27 protein-coding genes and 2 pseudogenes are annotated in these 24,263 nt (G+C 66.5%); 8 read left to right on the top strand and 21 right to left on the bottom strand.

Annotated elements, in window-relative coordinates; translation table 11 throughout:
- Positions 1–54: 54 nt before the first annotated feature.
- Positions 55–927, bottom strand: a complete 873-nt coding sequence (locus EWH12_RS16265; RefSeq protein ID WP_129927235.1) for a UDP-2,3-diacylglucosamine diphosphatase — start codon at positions 925–927, stop codon at positions 55–57.
- Between the two features lie 415 nt (positions 928–1,342).
- Positions 1,343–2,317, bottom strand: a complete 975-nt coding sequence (locus EWH12_RS16260; RefSeq protein ID WP_422917738.1) for an NAD(P)H-quinone oxidoreductase — start codon at positions 2,315–2,317, stop codon at positions 1,343–1,345.
- Positions 2,318–2,450: 133 nt separating this feature from the next.
- Here EWH12_RS16260 and EWH12_RS16255 point away from each other — a divergent pair, with 133 nt between their 5' ends.
- The 5 genes from EWH12_RS16255 (at position 2,451) to EWH12_RS16235 (ending at position 7,991) form a co-directional block, all read left to right on the top strand.
- Entirely contained in the window at positions 2,451–2,648 is a 198-nt protein-coding gene (locus EWH12_RS16255; protein WP_129927233.1) for a DUF1192 domain-containing protein, read from the top strand.
- 153 nt (positions 2,649–2,801) lie between these two features.
- A complete protein-coding gene (gene clpA, locus EWH12_RS16250) occupies positions 2,802–5,120 on the top strand; it encodes an ATP-dependent Clp protease ATP-binding subunit ClpA (protein ID WP_129927232.1) in 2,319 nt (772 codons plus the stop codon).
- Positions 5,121–5,310: 190 nt separating this feature from the next.
- On the top strand, positions 5,311–5,982 hold the full coding sequence (locus EWH12_RS16245) for an alpha/beta fold hydrolase (RefSeq protein WP_129927231.1): 672 nt from the start codon (positions 5,311–5,313) through the stop codon (positions 5,980–5,982).
- Between the two features lie 70 nt (positions 5,983–6,052).
- Positions 6,053–7,291, top strand: coding sequence for a hypothetical protein (locus EWH12_RS16240; RefSeq protein ID WP_066601224.1), 1,239 nt, complete (start codon positions 6,053–6,055; stop codon positions 7,289–7,291).
- Between the two features lie 67 nt (positions 7,292–7,358).
- A complete protein-coding gene (locus tag EWH12_RS16235) occupies positions 7,359–7,991 on the top strand; it encodes a glutathione S-transferase family protein (protein ID WP_129927230.1) in 633 nt (210 codons plus the stop codon).
- Positions 7,992–8,146: 155 nt separating this feature from the next.
- On the opposite strand, the gene EWH12_RS16230 is transcribed toward EWH12_RS16235, so the two are convergent.
- Positions 8,147–8,881, bottom strand: a complete 735-nt coding sequence (locus EWH12_RS16230; protein ID WP_066605094.1) for a Bax inhibitor-1/YccA family protein — start codon at positions 8,879–8,881, stop codon at positions 8,147–8,149.
- 123 nt (positions 8,882–9,004) lie between these two features.
- Between EWH12_RS16230 and thpR the strand changes: the two genes are divergently transcribed.
- Entirely contained in the window at positions 9,005–9,562 is a 558-nt protein-coding gene (gene thpR, locus EWH12_RS16225; RefSeq protein ID WP_129927229.1) for an RNA 2',3'-cyclic phosphodiesterase, read from the top strand.
- 148 nt (positions 9,563–9,710) lie between these two features.
- Here thpR and EWH12_RS16220 read toward each other — a convergent pair whose 3' ends face one another.
- A complete protein-coding gene (locus tag EWH12_RS16220; protein ID WP_129927228.1) occupies positions 9,711–10,247 on the bottom strand; it encodes a superoxide dismutase family protein in 537 nt (178 codons plus the stop codon).
- Between the two features lie 210 nt (positions 10,248–10,457).
- Between EWH12_RS16220 and EWH12_RS16215 the strand changes: the two genes are divergently transcribed.
- Positions 10,458–10,643, top strand: coding sequence for a hypothetical protein (locus tag EWH12_RS16215; RefSeq protein WP_129927227.1), 186 nt, complete (start codon positions 10,458–10,460; stop codon positions 10,641–10,643).
- Positions 10,644–10,844: 201 nt separating this feature from the next.
- Here EWH12_RS16215 and EWH12_RS16210 read toward each other — a convergent pair whose 3' ends face one another.
- From EWH12_RS16210 to EWH12_RS16165, 10 genes are all read right to left on the bottom strand, one after another.
- Positions 10,845–11,918 carry an OmpA family protein gene (locus EWH12_RS16210; protein WP_129927226.1) on the bottom strand — a complete coding sequence of 358 codons (1,074 nt, stop codon included), beginning with the start codon at positions 11,916–11,918 and terminating at the stop codon, positions 10,845–10,847.
- A gap of 200 nt (positions 11,919–12,118) precedes the next feature.
- Positions 12,119–12,616, bottom strand: coding sequence for a DUF2793 domain-containing protein (locus tag EWH12_RS16205; RefSeq protein ID WP_066605089.1), 498 nt, complete (start codon positions 12,614–12,616; stop codon positions 12,119–12,121).
- A gap of 33 nt (positions 12,617–12,649) precedes the next feature.
- Positions 12,650–14,839 (bottom strand): phage tail protein, encoded by a 2,190-nt coding sequence (locus EWH12_RS16200; protein ID WP_129927225.1) that lies wholly within the window; start codon positions 14,837–14,839, stop codon positions 12,650–12,652.
- A 54-nt stretch (positions 14,840–14,893) separates the two neighbouring features.
- Complete coding sequence (locus EWH12_RS16195; RefSeq protein WP_129927243.1) at positions 14,894–15,250, bottom strand: NlpC/P60 family protein; 357 nt, start codon at positions 15,248–15,250, stop codon at positions 14,894–14,896.
- Between the two features lie 8 nt (positions 15,251–15,258).
- Positions 15,259–16,086, bottom strand: a complete 828-nt coding sequence (locus EWH12_RS16190) for a DUF2163 domain-containing protein (RefSeq protein ID WP_129927224.1) — start codon at positions 16,084–16,086, stop codon at positions 15,259–15,261.
- Positions 16,083–18,413 carry a DUF2460 domain-containing protein gene (locus EWH12_RS16185; RefSeq protein WP_129927223.1) on the bottom strand — a complete coding sequence of 777 codons (2,331 nt, stop codon included), beginning with the start codon at positions 18,411–18,413 and terminating at the stop codon, positions 16,083–16,085. Before EWH12_RS16185 ends, EWH12_RS16190 begins: the two co-directional genes overlap by 4 nt.
- On the bottom strand, positions 18,413–18,967 hold the full coding sequence (locus EWH12_RS16180) for a tail tape measure protein (protein ID WP_129927222.1): 555 nt from the start codon (positions 18,965–18,967) through the stop codon (positions 18,413–18,415). Before EWH12_RS16180 ends, EWH12_RS16185 begins: the two co-directional genes overlap by 1 nt.
- Before the next feature lie 83 nt (positions 18,968–19,050).
- Positions 19,051–19,248, bottom strand: coding sequence for a phage tail assembly chaperone (locus EWH12_RS16175; RefSeq protein ID WP_066601205.1), 198 nt, complete (start codon positions 19,246–19,248; stop codon positions 19,051–19,053).
- Positions 19,245–19,574 carry a gene transfer agent family protein gene (locus EWH12_RS16170; RefSeq protein WP_129927221.1) on the bottom strand — a complete coding sequence of 110 codons (330 nt, stop codon included), beginning with the start codon at positions 19,572–19,574 and terminating at the stop codon, positions 19,245–19,247. Before EWH12_RS16170 ends, EWH12_RS16175 begins: the two co-directional genes overlap by 4 nt.
- On the bottom strand, positions 19,571–19,978 hold the full coding sequence (locus EWH12_RS16165; RefSeq protein ID WP_066601203.1) for a phage major tail protein, TP901-1 family: 408 nt from the start codon (positions 19,976–19,978) through the stop codon (positions 19,571–19,573). Before EWH12_RS16165 ends, EWH12_RS16170 begins: the two co-directional genes overlap by 4 nt.
- A gap of 156 nt (positions 19,979–20,134) precedes the next feature.
- Between EWH12_RS16165 and EWH12_RS16160 the strand changes: the two genes are divergently transcribed.
- Complete coding sequence (locus tag EWH12_RS16160) at positions 20,135–20,458, top strand: hypothetical protein (RefSeq protein ID WP_066601202.1); 324 nt, start codon at positions 20,135–20,137, stop codon at positions 20,456–20,458.
- An 18-nt stretch (positions 20,459–20,476) separates the two neighbouring features.
- Here the strand turns inward: EWH12_RS16160 and gp17 are convergent, their stop codons facing one another.
- The 7 genes and pseudogenes from gp17 to EWH12_RS16140 form a co-directional block, all read right to left on the bottom strand.
- On the bottom strand, positions 20,477–20,881 hold the full coding sequence (gene gp17, locus EWH12_RS16155; RefSeq protein WP_066601200.1) for a tail completion protein gp17: 405 nt from the start codon (positions 20,879–20,881) through the stop codon (positions 20,477–20,479).
- Complete coding sequence (locus EWH12_RS16150) at positions 20,878–21,069, bottom strand: hypothetical protein (RefSeq protein WP_066601199.1); 192 nt, start codon at positions 21,067–21,069, stop codon at positions 20,878–20,880. The genes gp17 and EWH12_RS16150 overlap by 4 nt, the downstream gene beginning before the upstream one ends.
- Positions 21,066–21,197: pseudogene (locus EWH12_RS23045) on the bottom strand (head-tail connector protein); the annotation flags it as partial. The pseudogene EWH12_RS23045 and the gene EWH12_RS16150, both read right to left, overlap by 4 nt.
- A pseudogene (locus EWH12_RS22995) lies at positions 21,197–21,256 on the bottom strand (phage fiber-tail adaptor protein); the annotation flags it as partial. The pseudogenes EWH12_RS23045 and EWH12_RS22995, both read right to left, overlap by 1 nt.
- Positions 21,253–21,438: a hypothetical protein gene (locus EWH12_RS22285; protein ID WP_066601195.1), complete on the bottom strand. Its 186-nt coding sequence runs from the start codon at positions 21,436–21,438 to the stop codon at positions 21,253–21,255. The pseudogene EWH12_RS22995 and the gene EWH12_RS22285, both read right to left, overlap by 4 nt.
- Positions 21,401–22,807, bottom strand: a complete 1,407-nt coding sequence (locus EWH12_RS16145; protein WP_129927220.1) for a tail fiber domain-containing protein — start codon at positions 22,805–22,807, stop codon at positions 21,401–21,403. The genes EWH12_RS22285 and EWH12_RS16145 overlap by 38 nt, the downstream gene beginning before the upstream one ends.
- A 193-nt stretch (positions 22,808–23,000) precedes the next feature.
- Positions 23,001–24,128, bottom strand: a complete 1,128-nt coding sequence (locus EWH12_RS16140) for a phage major capsid protein (protein ID WP_129927219.1) — start codon at positions 24,126–24,128, stop codon at positions 23,001–23,003.
- Positions 24,129–24,263: the final 135 nt, after the last annotated feature.

The raw sequence follows: 24,263 nt of genomic DNA, 5'->3' as shown, positions 1-24,263 counted from the left end.
GATCAACTCCATCATCCCGTCAAATCCAGCATATTCCCGCGCAGGCGGGAATCCTCAAGCCGCCATCCGCGCCCGAACATCCTGCTCGCCCTGCTCCCGCTTGGCGATCTCGTCGGCCCAGTGCAGCACGTCCATCCGGCCGTCATCATGCTCGACCAGCGCGGTGCAGCCTTCCACCCAGTCGCCGTCATTATAATAGTCGATGCCTTCGATCTCACGCATCTCGGCATTGTGGATATGGCCGCATACCACGCCGTCGACGCCGCGCGCCCCGGCCTCATGCGCCACCACCTCCTCGAAGCGGGAGATGAAGGACACCGCGTTCTTGACCTTGTGCTTGGCCATCTTGCTGAGCGACCAATAGGGCAGCCCCATCTTCTGCCGCACCGCATTGACCACGACGTTGAGCCGCATCAGCGTGGTATAGGCCGCGTCTCCCACGAAGGCGAGCCAGCGATGCGCCAGCATGATCGTGTCGAACTCGTCGCCATGCAGCACCAGCAGCTTCCGCCCGTCGGCGGTGGTGTGGATCGCCTTGCGCCGGATTTCGACGCCGCCAAAGCTCATGCCGGTGAACTGCCGGAACATCTCGTCATGATTGCCGGGGATATAGACGACCCGCGTGCCGCGCTTGGCCCGCTTCATCAGCCGCCACACCACGTCATTATGGCTGGCGGGCCAGTAGAAGCGCTTCTTCAGCCGCCAACCGTCGATGATGTCGCCGACCAGATAGATGGTGTCGCTATCCACATTGTCGAGGAAATCGATCAGCATCGCGGCATTGCAACCGCGCGTGCCGAGGTGGATGTCCGAAATCCAGATGGTGCGATAGCGGCGCCGCTGCCCTTCCCGTTCAGGGATATGGAAGCGGTCGTCCGCGCCCTCTTCCAGCTCGCTCAGGAAGGGCAGGCGCGTGATGGCGTTCATGATACGATCCCCAAAGACCAATGTCCTTGGGAGCGAATCCTTAAGCGCGCAATGTTACAGTTCCGAAGAGAATATGACGGAAATGCTACGGTTTGCGGGGCTTGACCGGAGGAGCGCGCCTCATTTGATTTGTCATGCTGAACTTGCTTCAGCATCCATCGCGCGGCACCAACCTTCCCTCGATTTGGCAAAATGGACCCTGAGCCGAAGGCCAGCGCAGCTAAACAAGTTCAGGGTGACATCTCCCTTTTATCATCCGCAGCATTAGGACGTCGGCTCACGACTTTTGGCTCATCGGGGTCAACATATCCCTTACACTCGCAGGCGGTGCACCACATTTCCCCGTCACCATCCCAGTGATAACCGATGAGATGTCCGCAACGCTTACAGCCTTCGGGTTCGCTAATGACCCCCATCAAACCACCAGCACGATCTTCCCGAAATGCTCGCCCGCATCCATCCGCGCGTGCGCCTTCGCCGCATCCGTCAGCGCGAACTTCTGGTCCATCGCCGGGCGAAGCTTCTCCTCGCCCACGAACGACCACACCGTCCGCATCAGCTCATCCGCGACCAGGCTCTTGAAGCCCACCGACCGCGCCCGCAGCGTCGATCCGGTGATGGTCAACCGCTTACTCATGATCGCCGGGATGAAGATTTCCGCCTTCGGCCCGCCCAGCACCGCTATCGACACATGCCGCCCATCCTCGGCCAGACAGGACAGGTTACGCGGCACATAATCGCCGCCGACCATGTCGAGCACCGCCTGCACCCCCTGCCCGCCGGTGATCGTCTTCACTTCCTCGACATAGTCCTGCGTCTTGTAATTGACCGCATGGTCCGCGCCCCACGCCTTGGCCTGTGCGCATTTCTCGTCCGACCCGCAGGTCACGATCACGCGCACGTCGAACAAGTTGCACAAGCGGATCGCCATCGTGCCGATGCCGCTGGTCCCGCCATGGACCAGCACCGTATCGCCGCCCACCGCATAGGCGCGCTCGAACAAGTTGGTCCACACGGTGAACAGGGTTTCGGGCAGCGCCGCCGCCTCGGCCAGATCATAATCGTCGGGCAGCGGCAGGCATTGCCCCGCCGGCGCCACCGCATATTCGGCATAGCCGCCGCCCGCCAGCAGCGCGCAGACCTTCTGCCCCACCAGCTTATCCGCGCCGCTGCCGGCCGCCACGATGGTTCCGGCCACCTCCAGCCCCGGAATGTCCGAAGCCCCCGGCGGCGGCGGATATTTGCCCTGCCGTTGCAGCACGTCGGGCCGATTGACGCCCGCAGCGGCCACGCGGATCAGCACCTCGCCCGCGCCCGGCACCGGCACCGGCCGCCGTTCCGGCACCAGCGCTTCCGGCCCGCCCGGCGTGGGAATCGCGATCGCCGTCATTTCGCGCGCTATTGCGTCCACATCCGCCATCTTACTGTCCCCGGTGATTAACCATGTTGCACCGCACCAGAAATCGACGGACGGAGCCAGCGCCCTTATTGACAGAGTGGCCCGCAGGGTCAACATTGGCGTCATGGACTTGGATGACGATCTGCCGAACAAGGGAGATGATCCTCTGGCCCGCCTGCCCAGGCAGGATCTGGGGCCTTTGTCCGTTGCCGAACTGGACGCCCGCATCCGCGCTCTGGAAACGGAAATCGCGCGCACCAGATCGACAAAAGAAAACGCCGTTAACCATAAGGCAAGTGCCGAGGCGTTATTCAGGCGATGAACCCGCGCCGTGCCCCCTGCGCCGATAAGGGCGCCATTGGGCTTGGGCAGTCAGGCAATTCCGCTGGTCAGGGCCATGGCCTTGATCCCGCGTCGAGCAATGCCGACATATGGTTCGATACCGCCCCTCTTTGGGGCCAGGAGTAGAACAGACATGCCTTCTTTCGCACCCGCTCTGGAAACCACCCTGCACAATGCGCTGACCCATGCGTCGGAGCGCAAGCATGAATATGCCACGCTGGAGCATCTGCTTCTGGCGCTGATTGATGACGAACATGCGTCAAAGGTGATGCAGGCGTGCGGCGTGGAAATCGGCGAACTGGGCGACGCCGTCACCCAGTATCTCGATACCGAACTCGACAGCCTGAAGGTCGAGGGGTCCAGCGATCCTTCCCCCACCAGCGGTTTCCAGCGCGTGGTTCAACGCGCCATCCTCCATGTCCAGTCGTCCGGCAAGGATGAGGTGACGGGCGCCAATGTGCTCGTCGCGCTCTTCTCCGAACGCGAATCCTATGCCGTCTATTTCCTGCAACAGCAGGATATGAGCCGCCTCGATGCCGTGAGCTTCATCAGCCATGGCGTCGGCAAGGGCACGCCCACGCCCGAGCGTCAGGAGACAAAGGGCGCTTCCGAGGAGGAAAAGAAGGTGCAGGACGGCAAGGCCAAGAAGGACAGCGCCCTCGAACAGTTCACCGTCAACCTCAACGAGAAAGCGGGCCGGGGCAAGGTCGATCCGCTGATCGGCCGCACTGCCGAAGTGGATCGCACGATCCAGATCCTGTGCCGCCGGTCCAAGAACAACCCGCTCTATGTCGGCGATCCGGGCGTGGGCAAGACTGCGATCGCGGAAGGTCTGGCGCGCAAGATCGTCGAGGGCGAAGTGCCCGACGTGCTCAAGGAAGCGGTCATCTACTCGCTCGACATGGGCGCGCTGCTGGCCGGCACCCGCTATCGCGGCGATTTCGAGGAACGATTGAAGGCCGTCGTCACCGAATTGGAAAAGATGCCGCACGCGGTCCTCTTCATCGATGAGATTCACACCGTGATCGGCGCTGGCGCGACCAGTGGCGGCGCGATGGATGCGTCGAACCTGCTGAAACCCGCTCTGTCGGGCGGCACGATCCGCTGCATCGGATCGACCACCTACAAGGAATTCCGCAACCATTTCGAAAAGGATCGTGCGCTGCTGCGGCGCTTCCAGAAGATCGACGTGAACGAACCCACGATCGAGGATACGATCAAGATTCTCGCCGGCCTGCGCACCGCGTTCGAGGAGCATCACCACGTCAAATATACGCCCGACGCGATCAAGGCGGCGGTGGAGTTGTCGGCGCGCTACATCAACGACCGGAAATTGCCCGACAAGGCGATCGACGTAATCGACGAGGTCGGCGCCATGCAGATGCTCGTGGTGCCGTCCAAGCGCAAGAAGACGATCACGCCCAAGGAGATCGAGCAGGTCATCGCGACCATGGCCCGCATCCCGCCCAAGACTGTGTCGTCCGACGACAAGACCGTGCTCAGTTCCCTGACTACGGACTTGAAGCGCGTCGTCTTCGGTCAGGACAAGGCGATCGAGGTGCTGTCCTCCGCGATCAAGCTGTCGCGCGCGGGCCTGCGGGATCCCGACAAGCCGATCGGCAACTATCTTTTCTCCGGCCCCACCGGCGTCGGCAAGACGGAGGTCGCGCGCCAGCTCGCATCGATCATGGGCATCCCGCTCCAGCGTTTCGACATGTCGGAATATATGGAACGCCATTCGGTCAGCCGTCTGATCGGCGCGCCTCCGGGCTATGTCGGCTATGACCAGGGCGGCCTGCTGACCGACGCCGTCGACCAGCAACCGCACAGCGTGCTGCTGCTGGACGAGATCGAAAAGGCGCACCCGGACCTGTTCAACATCCTCTTGCAGGTGATGGATAATGGCCGCCTGACCGATCATCACGGCAAGACCGTCGATTTCCGCAACACCATCCTCATCATGACCACCAATGCCGGTGCGTCGGACATGGCGAAGGAAAGCATCGGTTTCGGCGAATTTACCCGCGAAGATGTGCAGGAGGATGCGGTGAAGAAACTCTTCACCCCCGAATTCCGCAACCGCCTCGATGCGATCGTGCCGTTCGACTATCTGCCGACCGAAGTGGTGGCCCGCGTCATCGACAAGTTCGTGCTGCAACTGGAACTGCAACTGGCCGACCGCGACGTTCACATCACCCTGGATCAGGATGCCAAGGACTGGCTGACCAAGAAGGGCTATGACAAGCTGTACGGCGCCCGTCCGATGGGCCGCCTGATGCAGGAAAAAATCAAGCAGCCGCTGGCCGAGGAACTGTTGTTCGGCAAGCTGGTCCATGGCGGCGAGGTCCATGTCCATATGAAGGACGAAGCTTTGGCCTTCCAGATCACCCCCGCCGCCCCCAAAAAGGGCAAGAAGGGCGGCAAGGCCAAGGCATCGGAAGGCACGAAATAAGAGCCTTCCAGCAAGATAAACAAGGGCGGCCCGCAACGGCCGCCCTTTCTATTTGCCCTTCTCCCCGCGGGGAGAAGGATACGCAGCCTCAAGCGCGCAGCGCGTTAGGCGAAGTTGGATGAGGGGGGAAAGCCGCTCGCGGACTTGAACGCCTGCTTTCGCCGACACACCGCAAGATGAACCTAACCCCATGACCCAGCCGACCGAATCCATCCTCCTCCTCCACGGCTTCGGCGGTCACCCGCTCCAGACCACCCTCCTCGCCCGCCGCCTCCACGCTGCCGGCTACACCGTCGCGAACATCGGCTACCCTAGCTGGCGCTGGCCGATCGACCGCGTGCTGGCGCATCTCCACCAGCGTATCACCGCCGCTCCCGCCTACACCGCCCACCGCCTCCATTGCGTCGGCCACTCGATGGGCGGTCTGCTACTGCGCGCCTATCTCGCCCGCCACCGTCCTGCCCATCTCGGCCGCGTCGTCATGCTCGGCACGCCCAACAGCGGCAGCGAACTAGCAGATCTCCTCTATCGTTTGCGCCTTGATCGCCCGATCCTCAACAATTCGGGGGCGCTCCTGCGCACCCGACGCGACGCCGCGACACATGCGCTGTTCGGCCCGATCGACTATCCTCTCGGCATTATAGCCGGCGACCGCCCGATGATCAGCGCGCTCTCCCACCTCGTCTTCCGCGCACCCAATGACGGCAAGGTCAGCGTCGCCGCTACGCACCTGCCCGGCCAGACCGATCATCTCGTTCTTCCCGTCGCCCATACCGCCATGATCTACCGCCGTCCGGTCACCGACCAGATCACGCATTTTCTGCGCCATGGTCAGTTCGAACGACCCTCCCCGGCCGCCTGAATCTCTGCTACAAGCGCCCATCCCAGAAAAAAGGTCGCATCTCTTCCGTAACGATCAAGGAACAGATGTTGTGCGCAAACTCCTGACTTCGCGCCCCGCTCGCGGCGCGTTTCTGCTTGCATCCTTCACCCTCCTCGCCGCCCCCGGCACCAGCCAGCAGGCGTCCGGCCCCATCGCCCGCTACACGATCGACGCTGGCACAATGTCCGGCATGGCCGCCATGGCCGGTGGTGGAGGCGGCATGGGCGCGGCCATGGGCATGATAATGGGCGGCGGCCGCAACCAGCCGCTCCACGAACTCGTCCTGCGCCTCGGCTCCACCCGCGCGCCCACCAGCGGCGCGCCCGCGGCCGACCATTTCCTGCCTGCCACCGCTGGCCTGGGCGCTTCGGTCCCGCTCGTCACCCCGCGCGTCATCCCCAGCGACGACCAGCCCATCCCCGGCGAACGCCCCAGGGGCCGCCTGCTCATCTATTGGGGCTGCGGCGCGACGCCCGGCCCCGGCCAGCCGGTCGTGATCGACTTCGCCAAGGTTGCGAAGGGTCAGATGCCCCCCGGCCTCTACATGAGCGGCGCATCGATTCCACAGGAATGGCAAATCCGCGCCTCGAACAGCAAGACCTATGGCGACTGGCCCAACGGCCAGACCCGTAAGACCGTCCCCGCCAACAGCTCCCTGCTCGGCGACCATCGCATCGCCGGCAATTACAGCCCCGACATCGCCTTCACCCTGAGACAGGATTTCATGCCCGCCATCACCGGCGCCGCCCGGCAGATCGCCGGTGGCGCCACGATCATTAGCTGGAACAGCCTGCCCCAGGCGACCGGCTATTATGCATGGGCCTTCGGCGCGCAGGGCAACGGCGACATGGTCTGGTGGGCGTCTTCCGCCACCCAGGCGTTCGGCGGCCCGGTCTGGGACTGGATGTCGCCCGCCGCCGTGCAAAAGATGATCGCGCAGAAAATCGTCATGCCGCCCAGCCAGACCAGTTGCACCGTCCCCGCCGCGGTCACCCAGGCGGGCGGAGAGATGCTGATGGGCAGCCTCTACGCCTATGGTCCCGAAGCGAACTTCGCCTACCCGCCCCGCCCCGCAGATCCCAAGATCGCCTGGAAGCCGGAATGGATCGCCCGCGTCCGCTATCGCGCCAACACAATGTGGATGCTGAACGGCCCGGACATGGGGGACATGATGAGCCAGGCCGACGACGCGGATGAAGGCGACGAACCCGCGCCCCAGCCGAAGAAAAACAAGTGTCGCGGCGGCTTGGGCGGGATGCTCGGCGGCGCCATGGGTGTGGGCTGCTGATCGAAACGGGGTGGCGCTCGGCCCGTCCGTGCGCCACCCTTGCCGCCTTGCGATTCAGGAGCGCGTCATGACCCAAGAGCTGATTTTCTACACCAACCCCATGTCGCGCGGGCAGATCGCCCGCTGGATGCTGGAGGAGGTCGGCGCGTCCTATGAAACGGTCGTCCTCGATTATGCCGCGTCGATGAAGGCGCCCGACTATCTGGCGGTCAACCCGATGGGCAAGGTGCCGGCCATCGTCCATGGCGGCCGGATCGTCACCGAATGCGCCGCCATCTGCGCCTATCTGGCCGACGCCTTCCCGGCCGCCAACCTCGCCCCGCCCCCGGCCGATCGCCATGCCTATTATCGCTGGCTCTTCTTCTTCGCCGCCGGCCCGGTCGAAGCCGCCGTCACCAACAAGGCGATGGGCTTCGCCCTGCCCGAAGGGCGCGAGCGCACAGCGGGCTATGGCAGGTTCGAAGACACGATCGATGCGCTGGAAACCGCGATATCGGGTGACGCCTGGATCTGCGGTGACCAATTCACCGCCGCCGACGTTTATGTCGGCTCGCAGATCGACTGGGGCATCAGCTTCCAGTCCATCCCTAGTCGCCCCGTTTTCGAAGCCTATGCCGCCCGCCTGCGCGACCGCCCCGCCTATAAGCGGCAGAAAGAAATAGACGGCGCCCTGATCGCCGCGATGCAGAAAGAGGGCTGAGCTACCCCTCCACTCGCTTCGAGCGCAGTCGAGAAGCGGCTGGCGCTTCCCATGCGTTGTTCGACTGCGCTCGAAACGACCGGCCATTGTCTCATCAACGAAAAGGCCCGGCGGATCGCTCCGCCGGGCCTTTTATACGCACAAGTCCGCAAGGATCAGCGACGATCGCCGAACAGGCGCAGCAGGAACATGAACATGTTGATGAAGTCGAGATAGAGGTTCAACGCTCCCATCACCACCGACTTGCCCATCATGTCGGTGCCCGCGACCTGCGCATAAATGCTCTTGATCTTCTGCGTGTCATAGGCGGTCAGACCCGCGAACAGCAGCACGCCGACGCCGCTGATGACCAGGCTCATCGCATTCGATTGCATGAAGATGTTGATCAGGCTCGCCACCAGCAGACCGACCACGCCCATGATCAGGAAGGTGCCGAAACCCGACAGATCCTTCTTGGTGGTGTAGCCCCACAGGCTCAACCCCGCAAAGGCCGCTGCCGTCGCAAAGAACGTCTGCGCGATCGACGTGCCGGTATAGGCCAGGAAGATGTAGGACAACGATACGCCCATCACCGCCGCATAGGCCCAGAACAGGCCCTGCGCCGCCACGGTGGACAGGCGATTAATCCCGAAACTCAGCACCATAACGAACAGCAAAGGCGCGAACATCACGATATATTTCAGGATGCCGGGGCCGGTGAACACGGACGCCGCCATGCCGCTCGATGCGAACAGCAGCGCGACGACGCCCGTCAGCAGCACGCCGCTCGCCATATAATTATAGACCGACAGCATATAGCTGCGAAGCCCGGCGTCGAACGCCTCGCCGCGCGCAGCGGTGGCGCCGCCAAAGCCCGCAATGTCGGAACGGGGGTCGGACCAGTTGGCCATGAAAATCGTCTCCTTCACCGGCATGTCTTGCCGGTATCCCTATTATCGGCGCATTGGTCGCATGATTCAAGCCAAACCGGCACGAGCGGTGACGGATCGCGTCGATCATCCTATATCGGCCCCATGCACCGCCTGTTCGTCGCCATCCGCCCGCCCGCCGATCAGCGCGCCCACCTCCTGTCCCTGATGGACGGGGTCGATGGCGCACGGTGGCAAAGCGACGATCAACTGCACCTGACGCTGCGCTTCATCGGCGCAGTCGACCGCCACCGCGCCAACGACATCGCCGACGCGCTGGGCGCGATCCGCTTCGCCCCGTTCGACGTCCATCTGACAGGCGTCGGCGCGTTCGACCGCAAGGGCGTGGTCGATACGCTCTGGGCCGGCGTGAAGCCGCGCGATCCGTTGGCCGCGCTGCATCGGAAAATCGACCGCGCCTGCGTGTCCATCGGCCTGTCGCCCGAAAGCCGCGCCTATCTCCCCCATGTCACCCTTGCCCGCTTCGGCCGATCAGGCGGCCTGATCGACCCCTTCCTGGCCCGCCACGCCGCCCTCAACCGCGCGCCCTTCAGGGTCGATCGCTTCACCCTGTTCGAAAGCCGGCTGGGTCAGCAGGGCGCGATCTATCACGCGATAGCGGACTACCTCGCCAACGGCGCGGCGCGACCGTCGCTGGATTGACGGTCCGCCCATCGCAAAAGCGCCCCGAACCCGAAGGTCCAGAGCGCTTCCTTTGCTCGTATCGCGGAGCCTGAAGTCGTCATGGCTTGACGATGCGGCGTCAACAGCCGGCGTGCGCATGAGTTTACAGCAACACGCCCTGACGCGCTCAACCCGCCGCCAGCACCCCGCACGCCACGCGGCCACCGGCATTGCCGGCCGGATCGCTCTTATTGTCGTCGGCCTGCGCATGAACCACCACCGCCGCGCCATCGGCATCGAGCAGAGGCGTCACCCCCTCGCCGATCATCGCGTCGGCGATATGATATTCGATCGCGCCGGCGCCATCCGGTCCCACCGTCATATTGGGCATGTCGCCCATATGCATTCCGGCGGGATTATCCTTGCCATGCTGGCGCGCAGTCGGGTTCCAGTGGCCGCCGGCGCTGGCGAAGTCTGGCGCGGCGCACTGGCCGGTGGTGTGGATATGCACCGCGTGGATGCCGGGCGTCAGCCCCATCGCCTTGACCACGACATGCAACCCGTCGGCCGCCTGCGTCACCGTCGCCATGCCGCGCGCCGATCCGTCGGCGGCCGCCAGCTTGGCCGAAGCCGTCGGCGCGGCGCTGGCGGTTCCCGTCGTGGTGGCGCAGGCCGACGCGGCGAGGACGATCGGCAAGGCGGTGAGAAGCGGAATAATTTTCATGGATAGCTCCCAGAAAAGGGCAAGATAAGGCGCTAACGCCGCTGGAGCGCTTTTGTTGCCCAACCGCACCAATTTGTCACCGCCCTTCTGACAAGCTTTCGCAAGAAGCTGGATCAGGATCACAACCCGGTTCACTTACATCGCCGAAGCGGTCGTCTGCTTCCATGAACCCATCCTGGCGGGGCAAATGGTGACGTCGGATAGGTCGGGTTGACCGTTGATGGCCGGAACCTGTTCGATGTCGGGGAACTGGCCGCCGGCGGACAATATCGCAAGGTCATGAGCGACGTCGGCTTGACGGCGACAGAACCGATCGGTCGCGCCATCCCCTCGCCGCGCCATGGCGCGGGATCGACGCTTCGGCAACAGCCCCATCATCTCGCCGGCCGGCCCTAGACCACGCGCCGTTCGGCCATGCCACGGCGTTGCATAATTGATGACCGGACATCGGACCGAACGTGGCGCGTCGGGGCTTCGCAATCACCTGAGCAATAGATGCCGGCCAGACAATCTTCTCTTGGCGCCGCGCAAAGAAAAAGGGGCTGGTCCTGCGACCAGCCCCCCATTCTATTTCCATTCCGAGGAATGGAAATCGGCTTACATGCCCGCGCCGGGACCGTAGCTGATTTCCACGCGACGGTTCTGGACTTCGCGAACGCCGTCCGCGGTATCGACGCGCGGCTTCGATTCACCGAAGGCCTGGGTGGTGATGACACCATCAGGGATACCCTTCGAGGCCAGATAGGCCTTGGTCGAGTCAGCGCGGCGCTGCGAGAGGCCGACATTGTAGGAAGCGGCGCCCGAACGGTCAGCGTGACCGGCCAGCATGACCTGTGCGCTACCGCAGCTGCTATAGGCCGAAACCGCGTTGTCCAGGATGGTGGCGGCATCAGGCGTGATGTCCGACTTGTCCCATTCGAAGAACACGATGTACGGGCCAGGGTTGCATTCGGCAACCGGCGGCGGCGGCGGGGGCGGCGGGGGCGGGGGCGGCGGGGGCGGCGGGGGCGGCGGCGGAGGAGCCGTTTCGCCACCGAAGTTGTAGGTCAGGCCGAGCAGCAGGCTGTGCGTGCGCAGCTTGGTGTCGCCGGTCGAACCCGCCTGGCCGTAGATGCTCTGATAAGCCGGGATGACCTTGATGTCGTCCTGGTTGAAGAAGCGATACTTCAGCGAGACATCGACATTGTTGGTGACGGGGTAACGAACGCCCGCAATCGCCTGCCAGGCGAAACCGGTGTCGCTGTCGTTCACGATGTCCGAAGCCAGCTTGCCGCGCGATACGCCGACACCGCCGCCGACGAAGCCCTGCAGGCCGTCATCGGGACCGAAGTCCAGCAAACCGTTCAGCATGAACGACAAAGCCGAAGCTGCGCCGCCGAAGCCGCCGCCGGTCTTGTCGAAATCGATCTTGGCGCGCTTGTAGGCCGCTTCGGCCTCCAGGCGGAAGCCGCCGAAGTCGTAGCCGATGTTGGCGTCGAAATCATAGCCCTTATGGTAGTCGATCGAAGGAACGACCGAACCGCCGGGAGGAATGGACGAGAAGGTGAGGTCCTGGTCTTCGACGAGCAGGACGCCGGCGTCGACGCCGACATACCAGCTATTGTCACGCGCCATGGCCGGGGTGGCCAGGACGGTGGTCGCAAGCGCAGCCGCGAGGGCAAGCTTCCGCATTTGAATTCCCCTTTCAAGAGTGTCACGAAGGACTGCTGAAACCCTGTATTCGCAAGAAGGTTTCATGGCAAGTCCACAATTAGTGAAACCGTTGCAAAAATAACGCACTAGCCCGGCTTTCACAGCTTTACCAAGCTAATGTGGAGGAATCCTAGACTATTGACGCGGGCCTGCAACAAGAAATGCGCAGGCCCGTAATATTAGGTCGCGATCAGGCCGTGGGTGCGCAAGGCGGCCAGAATGTCCATCAGCGTAGAGCGCGCCTCAGCGTCAATCACGCCGCCCCCGCTCGGCGCCGCGATAGCCGCCATCCGCGGTCCCACCACTCGTTCTTCGTCCAGATAGACGCCATCGCCACGCACCGCATCGCTCCGCCATAGTGTCCCGTCGAAGAAAAGGGCATGATCGCGGTCGGCCGCCGCGACCCGAAGCCCGGCGCGCGGCGCGACGAAACGCCAACCGCCCTCCGTCCATAGCGCGACCGTATCCGCCTGCCCCGCCCAGTCGCCCGACGCGCCGGCCGCGACGATCCAGCACTGGCCGACCATCGGCGCACCCGGCGGGGCGCTCAGGTCGGCGCTCTCCACTCGTCCGTGCAACAATGCATCGACCACCACCAGCGCTTCATTATGCTGGATTTCCTTCTGCGCCTGCCCTGCGAATAGCAGCGGCAACGCCCAACGCGGCGTTTCGTCCATGCTCGTCTCCTCCTCGATCATCCGTGAAAAGCGTCAGGCGATAAAGCCGATCATCGCCGCCCGCCCCTGCGCCAGCGTCCCCAACTGGCGCACCTCCACCATCAGCGACTGCCCCGCCGTCCCATCCGCCGCGATCATCGCCGCGGAATAGGTCCAGCCCGGCGCCCCGCTCTCCGCGCTGCGGATCACGCTCGCTCCGTCCATCACCGCTATGCGATAACGCTCCGCCTCCTCGCCCAGCGGTACGTCGCCGCCATTGCTCCATCGCCACCCGGCGCGACTGCGCCGGACCCAGTCGAACGCCTGCCCGCCATCCAGCCCCCGCACCCTCAGGTGCACCGGCGATGGCGGCATCAGCGCCTCGCCGCTGATCGCGATCGCCGCCTCCACCGGCTCGACATCGCCCAGTCCGACCGCCGCCAGCCGCAGCGTCGCCCCGACCTCCCCCACCGTGCCCAGCGCCGCCAGCGGCTGAACCAATCGCTCCTCCTCGATCAGCAGGAACGGCTCGCCGGCCTCATGCCCGGCCATCGCCCATTCGGTGCCGCGCAGCCCCCGGCGCAGTCCACCCAGCCGATAGCTGGCCGGTCCGGTTCGCACCGCCGTCTCGAACTGCACCAGCTCGCGCCCGATCAGGCACAGGTTCCGCCCCTGCGCTAACCCCGCTTCATCCGCATCGCTCAAGTCCATGTCCGCCGCCAGCAACGTCACCAGCAGGCCGTGCCGCCGATCAACCAGCGCCGCGCTCCCGTCCGGCAGCGCGGCGTCGCTCGCCCCCATCACCGCCCGGAGCGCGCTGCGCCCGATCGGCATCGCCTCCCCGCTCTCGCCCATCACGAACAGCGCCGCGTTGCGCCATCCCTCCCCGCCGCTCGCCGCCACGACCAGCAAAGGTGCGCTCGCCGCCCCGTCCTGTATCTGCGGCAGGTCGGCCAGCATCAATGTCGTCGCGCCGTGGGGCGCATCCGCCTGCCGCACGATCGCGCCCGAAGACGCCCCGCCGGGCAGCGCCCCGCCCGCGCCCGGCACCCGGCGCAGCGCCAGCCGCACCGCCATCGCCTCCCATTCCCGTTCCTCGATCCGCCACAGTCCCGGCGCATCGGCCACCGTCACCACCGCGCCGGGGTCCAGCGCCAGCGCCCGCCAATCGCAGCGCAACGTCATCGTCGCCCGCCCGGTCCAACCCGCGCCCAGCCGCTCCGCCGCCACCGCCCGCGCCGCGTCCGCCGCCATCACCGCGGGCAGTTCGATCCCCAGTTCCTGCCGCCCCGGCCCCGGCCGCGTCACCCGCTGCACCCCGGTCTGATAATCGCGCGCGGCATCATAGTGGCGCAGGCTCAGCGCCACCGGCACGCCATCGGCTGCTGCGCCCGATCGCTCGACCGCATCGATCGCCTGCCCGTTTACCCGCCGCGCCAGCCCGTCCGCCCCGATCGCCCCGTCCGCAGCGCCTATGGCCGTCAATCGCAAACCATCGGCGCCGGACCGCAGCGCCAGCCCATGCGCCTCGACCAAAGGCGCGATCGCGGCCCGGACGTCCGCCCCGCTTGCCGCAAAGCCATCCACCGCAGCCAGTCCGTCGCCCTCCAGCCGCCCCGCGCTCAACGCCGCCGCCACTGCACCGATCGGCACCGGCGCAGCATCGGCCTCCACCTCGAACGTCAGCGACGGGATGCGATTGCCATAATCGGCCAGCGCCAGATCCTCGAACACGACATAGGCGATCCCCCGATGCGCCGGGGTCAGGCCCACACCCTCTGCCGCCGCGATCAGCGGATCGACCGGCTGGTCCTCGTCGCCCGCATGGACGCGAAAGGCGGAAATCTCCGTCTTGAAATCCCCCGCCGCCCCGCGCAGCAGGTTCCCGTCCGCCCAGATGCGCCGGATCTGCCCGATCGCCCGCGCCGACAGCGCCACCGCGAAACTCGCCGAATAGGCATAGCTGGTCACGCTCGGCCGCCCCTTGCCGCCGCCGCTCTTGCTCTTCGTCTCCTTCAGGTCGGTCGCCCAGATCACCGTCCCCGCCACCCGCATCGTCCCGAACAGCCTGGGAAGCTGCGTGCCATAGCTCGACGTCTGCAATTGCAGGTCGGACAGCCGCGCGCCCTCGCGCCCCTTGAACAATATCTGATTGTCGATGACATTGCCGATCACCGCGCCGATCGCAGCGCCGATCGGCCCGCCCAGCACGGTCCCCACCGCCGTCAGCACCACCGTCGCCATAATATTATCCTCCGTTCGTTTCGAGCGCAGTCGAGAAACAACGAGCGCGCGACTTCATGCCGCACGCCACCAACTCAAGACCGGCCATGGCGACGCGCCCGGCATCTCCACCACCCGCCCGATCCCCGCATGGGCGTGAATAAACCCCGCCCCCGTCCCGATCATCAGATGCAGTTGCAACGGCCCCGGCCGCACCAGCGCCAGATCGCCCGGCTGCCCTTGCGCCACCGGCCGCAATCCCGCCGCCGCCAGCCAGCGCTCCGCCCGCTCGATATCCCCGCTCCGCAAGCCATAGGCGCCATGCGCCTCCCGTCCCATCGCCAGCGCCGCCAGCCCCACGCAATCCAGCCCCGCGCGGCTGCGCCCATGCAATCGAAACGGCACCCCCACCAAAGCGCGCGCCCGCGCCACCACCGCGCTCATGCGCCGGGATAGCGGGTGAGCAGGTCCATGCCCGGCAGATAAGGCTCCCCACGAAAATTGCGCGCATTGCCGAACCGCGCCGCACAGGTCGCCAATTGCCGGTCGCACCCCTGCGTCAACAACGCCAACGTCCCCGCCGCCACCGCAAAGGCCGGCGGATCGGCCAGCGCCACCCCATCCGCGCCATTGTCGACCACCGCCTGCGTCAGCCCCGCATTGGCCCCGCTCAGCCAGCGCAGCGTCCCAAAGGCATAGACGCCCGCCGTCAGCCCGCTAACCGCCACGTCCACATCATCTATAGCGCCAACCGTCACGATCTTGCGCCGCCCGGCCATATCGACCCGGCACGCCCCGTCGCCCAGTCGCGCTCTGCAATCAGGCGAGGTAGACGGCGCCACCGGCCCGCCCAGCACCGCCGCCGCGCCCAGCAGTTCGGCGGTAAACGCCCCGCCCTTGCGCGCCACCGCGCCGATCTCGCCCCGCGCCAGCAACAGCCACAGCGCGCCCGGCTCCTCCCCCAAAGCCTCCCACTGGGTCAGCCGCAATTCCAGCGCCGCCCCATCCCAGCGCCCCGCCATCAGGTCCGCCTCGCCGATCGCATCGCTCGACAGCGCGCCCGCGACGTCGCTATCCTCGCCGTCCAGCCCGATGCCTGCGCGCACCGCCGAGGGCGTCATCCCCGGCGCGGCGCGATAGGTCAGCCCGCCGATGTCCAGATCCCGATCATGGCTGGTCAGCCCGATCGTCACCCCGTCCCGCCGCTCGATCCGCCAGCAAAAGGCCAGCGTATTGAGCGGCGCACCCAGCCGTTCCGCATCGGTCATTCCCGTATCTCCACCAACGGCACCGACGGCGCTTCGCCCGCGGCAAAGGTCGCCCGGTTGATGTCCAGCCGGTCCTCGGCGAAGCGCACCGGCACGTCGAACCGATAACCGGCGCTCAGCACCACGCCCGCATCCGGCGCCTCGTCAAACGCGATCACGCCCAACCCCGCATGGCTCCACCCCTCGGTCATCTCGCCCCCATCAGCCGCTACCCGGATGCTCCCCGCCACCGGCCGGGTGATGATCCGCCCCTGCGCCTCCTCGCCCACGCCATAATAGCGCATCAACTGGAACGTCGCCCGCACCCCGTCGCCAATCCCCAGCCGCTGGTCGATCGGCGAAGGCGCCACGCCCGGCGCGCCGCTGCGGTCGTCATAGGGGTCGGTGAAGCGGAACCCGCGCGCCGCGCCCCTGCGCGCGCGAAAGAAAGCGATCAGCGTCGCGATGTCCGCTTCGGACCTTACCCCCGGCCCCGCGTCGAAGGACAGCCGCGCATCCGCCCAGTCGCTGCTGCGCCGCTCATGACCCGACGGGCTTTCCACGATCTGCGTCGAAAAGGCCGGCGACAGGCTCGCCTCCCGCCCGATCGCCAGCGGAAAGATAATATCGTCAAAGGCTTGCATATCATCCTCCCCATCGATGCTGAAGCAGGTAAAGCCGTCGCGGCACACCTGCGGCAGCGCCCAGACGAATGTCTGCGCCGTCCCCCGCGCCACCGACGCCTGCGCCGCTGCGGCTATCTCCCGCCATTGCCCCGCCTGCTGCGGCAACAACACGAAGCCCGACAAATAATGCTGCTCTTCGATCGGATAGCCCAGCCGCGCCGTCGCCATCTCCACGCCCCGCGCGGTCAGTCCCGGCCGCCCCTCGGTCACCCAGTCATAATCTTCCAGTTGCAGCACATCGAAAGCGGGCGTCGCCCACCCCAGCGGCATGTTCGCTCGCTTCGCCTCCGGCGCGCGCGCGTCCAATATGGTCGGCAGATAGGCCAGCAAGTGCGTCACCGCCCCCGGTGCGACCGCCTTCACCGCCGCACAGAGCGCCGCGGTCGACGCCGCCAGCAAGGCCCCCGCCGCATCCAGCAACGCGCATTGCGCGCCGTCCAGCGCGCCGCGCACATCCGGGATCGACACCGGACTGCCGCCCAGCGCCGCCCGCGCCGCATCGTCATACAGGCATATCCGCCCGTCGCCCGGCATCACCCACCACCAGGGTTCACCCACCTGAAACAGGATCGGCAAGCCCGCCTCCAACCCAATGGAAACAAAGGCCCATGCTACCTGCTGCAAATAGCTCATCGCCCCGCCATGGGCCGGCGACAGCAATGTCGATGGCGGCGACCATCCGGTCAGCGCCGGATCGCCATTCTCGGCCCGCTGCTTCCAGTCGTTCCAGCAATGCGCATCGAACAGTTCATAGGATAGTGACCAGATGACGCCGAACCCCAATGCCCTGGCCCGCGCCGCAAAATCCCGATGCCAGGCCGCGCAGGGCGCATTGAGCACCCCGCCAGCCAGACTGACGTAAAGCCCCTCGCCCAAGCGTTCGAGCCGGAAATAATGGCTCATCCCGACATAATGGTTGATCGCCCCGCGATAGCCCAGCGCCTGGATCGCGCCGACCACCCGCTCCGGCGTCTGGTTGAAACAATCGTCATAGCCGGTCGCCATCGACAGCCCATGTTCGGGCAGCATCGCGTCGCCGATCGTCAGCATGGACCCCGCCCCGTCACAGGCGATCTCGCTCAGTTCCGCCCATCCCTCCTGCGGCCCGGCAAAGGGCGTGTCGCCCTCGTCATAACCGGGCGGCACCAGCGAAATAAACATCCGATCGACATCGCCCGCCCACACCGGATCATCGTCGTCCGGCAGGTCGTAACCGCCCATAATGACGGAAAAATCCAGCGTAATGACAGCATCTTCCGGCACGCCATTGGCATAGTTCCACAACCGCACATACCAGGCGCGCGGATTGCCGTCCTGATCCCGCCCCTCGATCGTCAGCGTCGGCCCATGCGTCTCGTCCAATGTCCGCACGCCGCCGCTGCGCCAGCGGAACGACAGCACACAGTCCCTAAAATCCCGATCCGTGTCATAGGCCAGCAAGGGATGGCTCCACTGGTCCGCCGCGTCCCAGATCAGCCCCGCCAGATCGCCCGACCCGTAAAACACCGTGTCCACCCGCAATGCGTCGGGCGCGCTCGTCACCACGCTCGCCATCATCGGCCGCGGGAAATTGACGGTCCAGTGCGTCGCCGCGAACCGCTTGATCCAGCGCGTCTCCTGTCCCCGCCGCGTATCCGCCAGCCAATATTCGATCCTGCCCATCAGCCCAGCGCCCCCTTCACCGCCCGCGCCACCTGCCGCGCGCTGCGCGCCAGCAACCGCGGCTCGCTCTCCCCACCGCGCCCATTGATCGCGATGCTCACCCGCACGTCGCGCGCCCCGCCGCCGCCATGCGCGACCACCTGCCCGCTGCTCGTGGGCACGAACATCTCCGGCCCGCGCTCACCGACCATATAGGCGCGCCCAGGCGTCACCGGCCCCCCGGTCGCCCGTCCCGGCAAACCTAATGCCGACGTCAGCAGCGACGCGCCCAGGCTCCCCAACCCGCCCCCGCTGCTCCCGCCGCCCACGGCCGACCGCAAAGCGCTCGCTGCAATCTCGTCCAGCACACTGACCGCGATCCGGCGCAGATCCTCGAACCCGAACTTGCCGGTCCGCACCGCGCGCATCAGACCCTGCTCGATCCGCCGCCCGGCCCGGTCCGCCCCATCGCCCAGCGACCCTTCCAGCCCCGCCCGCATCGCCTCGACATCGCGGTTCAACCCCTGCGTGTCGGCCCGCACCCGCACCACCAGCGTCTCGATTTCCTCGTCCACAGCCCGCCTCCCAACCTAAAAAGCCCCTCCCCTTCAGGGGAGGGGTTGGGGTGGGGGCGCGCCCCACACACCTACCTTCATGCTTAATCCGGCATCGCCCCCATCAACCGCGCCAACTCCCTGCCATCCACGCCATCCCCCGGCGCCTCGTCCCCCCGCGCCGCCTTCAACACCGCCGCCAGTTCCGCCGGGGTCGCGCGCCAGAACTCGTCCGGCCGCCAGCCCAGCAGCCACCCGGCCACCCCCGCCAGCCGCCCCGCGGCCTGCGCAAAGCGCGTCACTTCCCCGCCAATATCTGCTGCAAAACGGCTTTCAGCACCGGCGTCACCTTCGCCAGCCCGACCGCCACCACCGCCTCGCCCAGCGCCTCGCGGCTCACCGCCTCGCGATCCACCAGACAATGCCAGAACAACGCCACCAGATCGGCCAGCGACAGCTTGCCCTCCGCCGCCCGCTCGACCAGATCGAACAGCGGCCCCAGTTCCGCCTCCGCCGCCACCAGCGCGGCAAAGCTCGGCCGCAGCGCCAGCACCTCCCCGCCCAGCGCCAGCGCCGCCTCGCCCCTTTCGGGATTGGGCCGCTCCAGGTTTGCGCCAGCCCCGCTCATTCGCTCACCACCGCGCCGCTGCTTTCCAGGCTCAGCGCATAATTGCGCTCGCCATTATAGTCCCCGGCATAGTCCAGCCGCGTCACCAGAAATCGCCCGCGCATCCGCTCGCCGCTTTCGAAGCTCAGCTCATAATCCTCGATCGTGCCCGACAGCGCATGGTTGCGGATGCGCACCTCCGCCGCAGAGCCAGTGAACAGCCCCGCCGCCGACACGCTGACCGATCGCACCCCCGCGCCCGACAGCAATTCGCGCCAGCCGCCCGAATCCTTGCTGGTGATGTTCACCGCCTCGCCATTCACCGACAACTGGGTGGTCCGCATCCCGGCCACCGTCGCATATGTTGCAGGCATGTTTCCGTCGCTCACTTTGAGCAGAAACGCACTTCCCTTTTCGACGCCCATGGCGCATTCTCCAGCCAAGCGACCCCGACGCGGCAAGCACCCTGCTGCCGCCCGGAAAATCGCGAAAAAATAAAAGACTCGGATGGCATTCGACCATCCGGTCGCAGCGTGGACACGCCGCCATCGACGTGAAGACGCCGCTATGGAGAGGTTTCTATGATTGTTGCCGCTTCGCTCGTGATGATGCTGGCCGCCGCCCCGTCCGCTGACGCTGTCGGCGCCGGGCGCAAGGAATTTTCCAAATGCCTCAGCGCCCAGGTTCAGCCCGCGCTGGAAAAGAAATTGCCGGTCGGCGATTTCCAGTCCGCAATGAAAAAAGCCTGCGCCGACAAGGAAGCCGCCTTCCGCGCCGCGATCGTCGCCCAGAACAAGGCCGACAAGATGCCCGACGCCGCCGCCAACAGCGACGCCGACGAACAGATCGCGGAATATGTCGACAAGATCACCAGCGAATATGAGGAAAACAGCCAGTCGGGCTAACTTCCATCGGGAGGGGCATTACCCCTCCCGCACCACCCGCAACCGATAGTCGATCACCGCCCGCCACTCCAAGGCCGCGCCCGCGCCATCCCGCGCCACCCGCGACCGCACCAGCCGCGCGGTGACGATCCGCCATCCATCGCGCGCCTGCGCCTGGCCGATCGCCGGATCGATCCGCGCGATCATCCCCGCCAGCCGCGCCGGCGTCTCGTCCGCGCTCCGCAGACCGATGGTCAGCCGCACCTCGCGCCCCTCGACATCCTTGCCGCCCCAGTCCGCGCCGATACATTCGCCCACATGGCCATAGGGCGCGCTCGCCCGCCCCGGCTCGCTATCATATAGGTCGTTCAGCCCGTCCATCAGCGCCCCGTCCGCCCGCAATGCGGCGATCACCGCCGCCCGCGCCGCCACTTCCGCACTCATAGCCCATTCCTCCCGGCGTCCCGCACCGCCAGATCGCGCCACCAGCGCGCCGCCAGCCCCGGCGCGGACGCCCGCACCGCCGCGCCCTCGACAACCGCCGCCACCCCGGCCGCCTCCAGCGCCGCGACGATCCGCGCTCGCCGCCGCGCCGCCCGCGCCTCGACCAGCGCCACCAGCCGCGCCCTCATGCCAGCCGCATCCGCCGGAACGGCCGCCACAGCGCGCTCACCACCGCCGGCGGCGCGCTTTCGCCGCCCCGCGCCACGAAATGCTCCGCCGCCACAGGCTGGCGACTAGGCTCTGCCCGGCCAGATAGGCGGACCAGTCGATCGCATGATCGACCCGCGCCTGCGGGTCTTTGACAAAAAGGCTCATCGGACCTTGCTCCCCTCATGTTGATCGGGCCGCATCGCCCCCTCGCGCGCGGCCACCCGCGCGCCCTGCCCCGGCCGGACGCCCCAGTCCCACGGCCCCGGCGTCGCCACCCGCACCGCGCCCAGCGCGCCCGCGCCGATCGCCTCACCCGCCAGCATCGCCGCCTCCTGTTTCCAGCGCATCCAGACGCGCCGCCAGCGCCGCGATCGCGCGCCGCTGCCACAGCGCCTCCAGCGCGAAACATTCGTCATAGCGCAGGCCCCACCGCTCTCCCGCATCCCGCGCCGCCCGCACGATCGCGCCGTCCTCGCTCCGCAATTCCGGCTCCGCGTCCCATCTATCGTGGCACAACAGCCCCCAGCGGATCGCCGCGCCTTCGCCCAATCGCGCATCGATCACATCGCGCACCTGCTGCGCCGCCAGCCCCAGATGCCAGCGCGCCGCGTCGCCCTTCTCGGCCACCGCCTCGACGAAGCGATAGCGGCGCCAGCCGACCGCGCCCCAGGCGTCGATCAGGGCATCGTCGACCGTTCCGACATCGCATTTGGTCCGCGCGTCGGACGTGTTGATCGTCCCGCTCGCCGCATATACCTGGCTCCAGCGCGTCGTAGCGCCGCCCAGCGCATAGATATTGTCGGTCAACGGCGCGACATGGCCGGCGAAATCGACCATGCCATATTGCAACCGCATCAGGCTGGCCGGCCCCCCGCTCGTCCCGTCGCGGGTCGCGTGCCAGGAAAACATGACCTGCTTGTTCGACGCGCCCGGCGACGCCGATATCAGCGTCGCGCGCATTCGCGTCACTTCCTCGAACGCGCCGCCGATATAGGCGAAGGAAGCGACGTCGCCGATCACCGCGCCGCTCTCCAGATTGGCCGGCGACGCCTGCGATCCCAGCGCCCGATAGAGCCGCATCGACGCGGAACTGGCGCCATGGGCATAGGCCCGCATCGACGCGCCGATCCCATCGCCGCGCACCGCCATGATGGCGGTCCCTTCATTGCGATAGGCGGTGATCGTCTCGCTCGCGATCGGGGTGAAGGCTGCGCCGCTGGCATTGACCGTCAGCGTACCGGCCGATATCTGCGCCTCGCCGCTGCCCCCCAGCGCCCCGACATAGGATCGCACCGCCGCGCCGTCGGCCTGCGTCAACAATCCCCGTCCGAACCCGCTCGTCGCCAGCGCCGCGATCGCGCTCAATTCGTCGCTTGCCGCCTGCTTGCCCGCCAGCGCCGTATCCAGCCCCGCAATCTCATCCAACCCATGGCCATGATCGTTGACCTGTGCGACCCAACCCGCGTGCAGCGCCAGCCCGACATGCTTCTCGCCTACAACGAAATCCACCGCGCCGCCGCCCGCCGAAGAGGCTTGCGGCGCCCGCACCAGGCGGCCTTCGTCATCGATTCCGCCCGTCCCCGCCTCCCATTGGCCGGGATCGGCTACGCCCTGAATGACATAGGGAAAGGTCGCGCCAGGACCAGTCGCCGCGGCAAAGCCGCGATAGCCCGGCAACGGCCCGCCCAGCGCCAGCGGCCCCGCGCCCCCCCGCATGGCACGTCTCGCGCACCAGGTCCGCCATCTCCAGTTCCGTGATCGCCACGCCCGCCCCCTCACAAAAAAGGGGGAGCGCAAGGACGCTCCCCCAGAACCTTCTCCCCCAGCGGAGAAAGATACGAAGCCTTAGCCCGCAGGGCTCAGGCGCAGTTGGAAGAGGGGGAAGGACACGCAGCCTCCCCCCATCCCATCACGAAGCGGCGAACTTCATCAACTTGATCGCCTCGCTATTGGCCACCGCGCCGCCGATCCGCTTGACGGCGTAGAAATGCACGAACGGCTTGTTGCTGAACGGATCGCGCAGGATGCTCGTCTCGCTGCGTTCGGCGATGACATAGCCGGCCTGGAAATTGCCGAAAGCGATCGACAGGCTGTTGGCGGCGATATCGGGCATGTCCTCCGCCTCGACCACCGGATAGCCCAGCAAGGTTGCGGGCTGTCCGCCGCTCAGCCCCGGCTGCCAGATGAACGCGCCGTCGCTCGTCTTCATCTTGCGCACCGCCGCCAGCGTGGCGCTGTTCATCACGAAGCTCGCCCCCTGGCGATAGGGCGCGCGCAGGCTCTGGACCAGGTCGATCAGCTTGTCCTGCGGGTTCGACGCGGCAAAGGCGCCCGCCGCGCCCGACGCCAGATATTGCAGCGAGCCAAAGGCGCGCACGCCGTCGACCTCATTGGTCGTGGTATAGGTCAGGAAACCCTTGGGCTTGTTCGTCCCATTGCCGTTGACGAAGGCCGCGCCCTCCGCTGCCGCAAATTCGCGCGCGATCTCGCTCGCCAGCCAGGCTTCGACATCGAATTGCGCATCGTCCAGCATCGCCTGGCTGGCCGCCGGATTGGCGAACAGCTCGCCGCTGGGCGGCGCGATCTCGTTAAAGACAGGCGTCCCCGTCTCGGCCCGCGCGCCCGTCTCGCTCGCCCAGCCCGACACGATGCCGCCCGACGTCACCAGCTTGCGATACCCCGCCGTTCCGGTGCGCACCACATTGGCGATGCCGCGGATCGGCGAAATGGCCTTGAGCGTCGATCCGATCAACTGGTCGATCTCCCGCGGCACCGCATAGCCGCCCGCGCCACCGCTCGCCCCGGAAAAGCTCTTCAGCTCCACGCCCGCTTCATGCCCCTGCCGCAGATAGCGATCGACAAACGCCGCCCGCGCCGGATCGACCGCGCCCCCTTTCACGCCATCCAGCGCCGGTCGCTGCGCGGCCAGCAAAGCCCCTTTCAGCGCCGCAATCTCCCCCTCCAGTCCATCGATCCGCTCCCCCTGCACCACCGCATCGAACCGCGCTTCCAGTGCGTCCGTCACCTGATCCGTCATGTACATTCTCCGTAACCGACCGGTTGAGGCCGCCTGCCTTGCTGTGATGTGAGCGCGTAAGAGACGTCCATAAGGACGTCGTTATGGACGTCCTGAGCCAAAGCGAGGGACGGCGGTGGAGATATTGGGCCGGGA

This window comes from Sphingobium cupriresistens (assembly GCF_004152865.1).
Lineage (GTDB): Bacteria > Pseudomonadota > Alphaproteobacteria > Sphingomonadales > Sphingomonadaceae > Sphingobium > Sphingobium cupriresistens.
Note: the sequence above shows the minus strand (reverse complement) of the source record. Positions and strands in the feature narration are given on the sequence as shown.

Bases quoted from the DNA above. Each gene is read 5' to 3' on its own strand.
- EWH12_RS16185 (WP_129927223.1), bottom strand. From the start codon at position 18,413: ATGGGCAGGATCGAATATTGGCTGGCGGATACGCGGCGGGGACAGGAG.
- EWH12_RS16160 (WP_066601202.1), top strand. From the start codon at position 20,135: ATGATTGTTGCCGCTTCGCTCGTGATGATGCTGGCCGCCGCCCCGTCC.
- EWH12_RS16235 (WP_129927230.1), top strand. From the start codon at position 7,359: ATGACCCAAGAGCTGATTTTCTACACCAACCCCATGTCGCGCGGGCAG.
- EWH12_RS16260 (WP_422917738.1), bottom strand. From the start codon at position 2,317: ATGACGGCGATCGCGATTCCCACGCCGGGCGGGCCGGAAGCGCTGGTG.
- EWH12_RS16145 (WP_129927220.1), bottom strand. From the start codon at position 22,807: ATGCGGGGGGGCGCGGGGCCGCTGGCGCTGGGCGGGCCGTTGCCGGGC.
- thpR (WP_129927229.1), top strand. From the start codon at position 9,005: ATGCACCGCCTGTTCGTCGCCATCCGCCCGCCCGCCGATCAGCGCGCC.
- EWH12_RS16205 (WP_066605089.1), bottom strand. From the start codon at position 12,616: ATGGACGAAACGCCGCGTTGGGCGTTGCCGCTGCTATTCGCAGGGCAG.
- EWH12_RS16210 (WP_129927226.1), bottom strand. From the start codon at position 11,918: ATGCGGAAGCTTGCCCTCGCGGCTGCGCTTGCGACCACCGTCCTGGCC.
- clpA (WP_129927232.1), top strand. From the start codon at position 2,802: ATGCCTTCTTTCGCACCCGCTCTGGAAACCACCCTGCACAATGCGCTG.
- EWH12_RS16140 (WP_129927219.1), bottom strand. From the start codon at position 24,128: ATGACGGATCAGGTGACGGACGCACTGGAAGCGCGGTTCGATGCGGTG.
- EWH12_RS16265 (WP_129927235.1), bottom strand. From the start codon at position 927: ATGAACGCCATCACGCGCCTGCCCTTCCTGAGCGAGCTGGAAGAGGGC.
- EWH12_RS16170 (WP_129927221.1), bottom strand. From the start codon at position 19,574: ATGAGCGGGGCTGGCGCAAACCTGGAGCGGCCCAATCCCGAAAGGGGC.
- EWH12_RS16165 (WP_066601203.1), bottom strand. From the start codon at position 19,978: ATGGGCGTCGAAAAGGGAAGTGCGTTTCTGCTCAAAGTGAGCGACGGA.
- EWH12_RS22285 (WP_066601195.1), bottom strand. From the start codon at position 21,438: ATGCGCTGGAAACAGGAGGCGGCGATGCTGGCGGGTGAGGCGATCGGC.
- EWH12_RS16255 (WP_129927233.1), top strand. From the start codon at position 2,451: ATGGACTTGGATGACGATCTGCCGAACAAGGGAGATGATCCTCTGGCC.
- EWH12_RS16230 (WP_066605094.1), bottom strand. From the start codon at position 8,881: ATGGCCAACTGGTCCGACCCCCGTTCCGACATTGCGGGCTTTGGCGGC.
- EWH12_RS16220 (WP_129927228.1), bottom strand. From the start codon at position 10,247: ATGAAAATTATTCCGCTTCTCACCGCCTTGCCGATCGTCCTCGCCGCG.
- gp17 (WP_066601200.1), bottom strand. From the start codon at position 20,881: ATGAGTGCGGAAGTGGCGGCGCGGGCGGCGGTGATCGCCGCATTGCGG.
- EWH12_RS16245 (WP_129927231.1), top strand. From the start codon at position 5,311: ATGACCCAGCCGACCGAATCCATCCTCCTCCTCCACGGCTTCGGCGGT.
- EWH12_RS16150 (WP_066601199.1), bottom strand. From the start codon at position 21,069: ATGAGGGCGCGGCTGGTGGCGCTGGTCGAGGCGCGGGCGGCGCGGCGG.
- EWH12_RS16190 (WP_129927224.1), bottom strand. From the start codon at position 16,086: ATGACCGATGCGGAACGGCTGGGTGCGCCGCTCAATACGCTGGCCTTT.
- EWH12_RS16200 (WP_129927225.1), bottom strand. From the start codon at position 14,839: ATGGCGACGGTGGTGCTGACGGCGGTGGGGACCGTGCTGGGCGGGCCG.